The following is a 426-nucleotide window of genomic DNA, read 5'->3' on the forward strand; positions in this document are numbered from 1 at the left end:
ACGTCATCCCCACCTTCCTCCGGTTTGTCACCGGCAGTCACCTTAGAGTGCCCAACTGAATGCTGGCAACTAAGATCAAGGGTTGCGCTCGTTGCGGGACTTAACCCAACATCTCACGACACGAGCTGACGACAACCATGCACCACCTGTCACTCTGTCCCCCGAAGGGGAAAGTCCTATCTCTAGGAGTGTCAGAGGATGTCAAGACCTGGTAAGGTTCTTCGCGTTGCTTCGAATTAAACCACATGCTCCACCGCTTGTGCGGGCCCCCGTCAATTCCTTTGAGTTTCAGCCTTGCGGCCGTACTCCCCAGGCGGAGTGCTTAATGCGTTAGCTGCAGCACTAAAGGGCGGAAACCCTCTAACACTTAGCACTCATCGTTTACGGCGTGGACTACCAGGGTATCTAATCCTGTTTATACGATCG

Annotated in this window: 1 rRNA gene; it reads right to left on the reverse strand. The window is 53.8% G+C overall.

What is annotated here, in order from left to right:
- A 16S ribosomal RNA gene (locus CIL03_RS19355) occupies window positions 1-426 on the reverse strand; the annotation flags it as partial.

Source organism: Virgibacillus indicus (assembly GCF_002266285.1).
In the GTDB taxonomy this organism is placed as follows: Bacteria; Bacillota; Bacilli; order Bacillales; family Amphibacillaceae; genus Virgibacillus_K; species Virgibacillus_K indicus.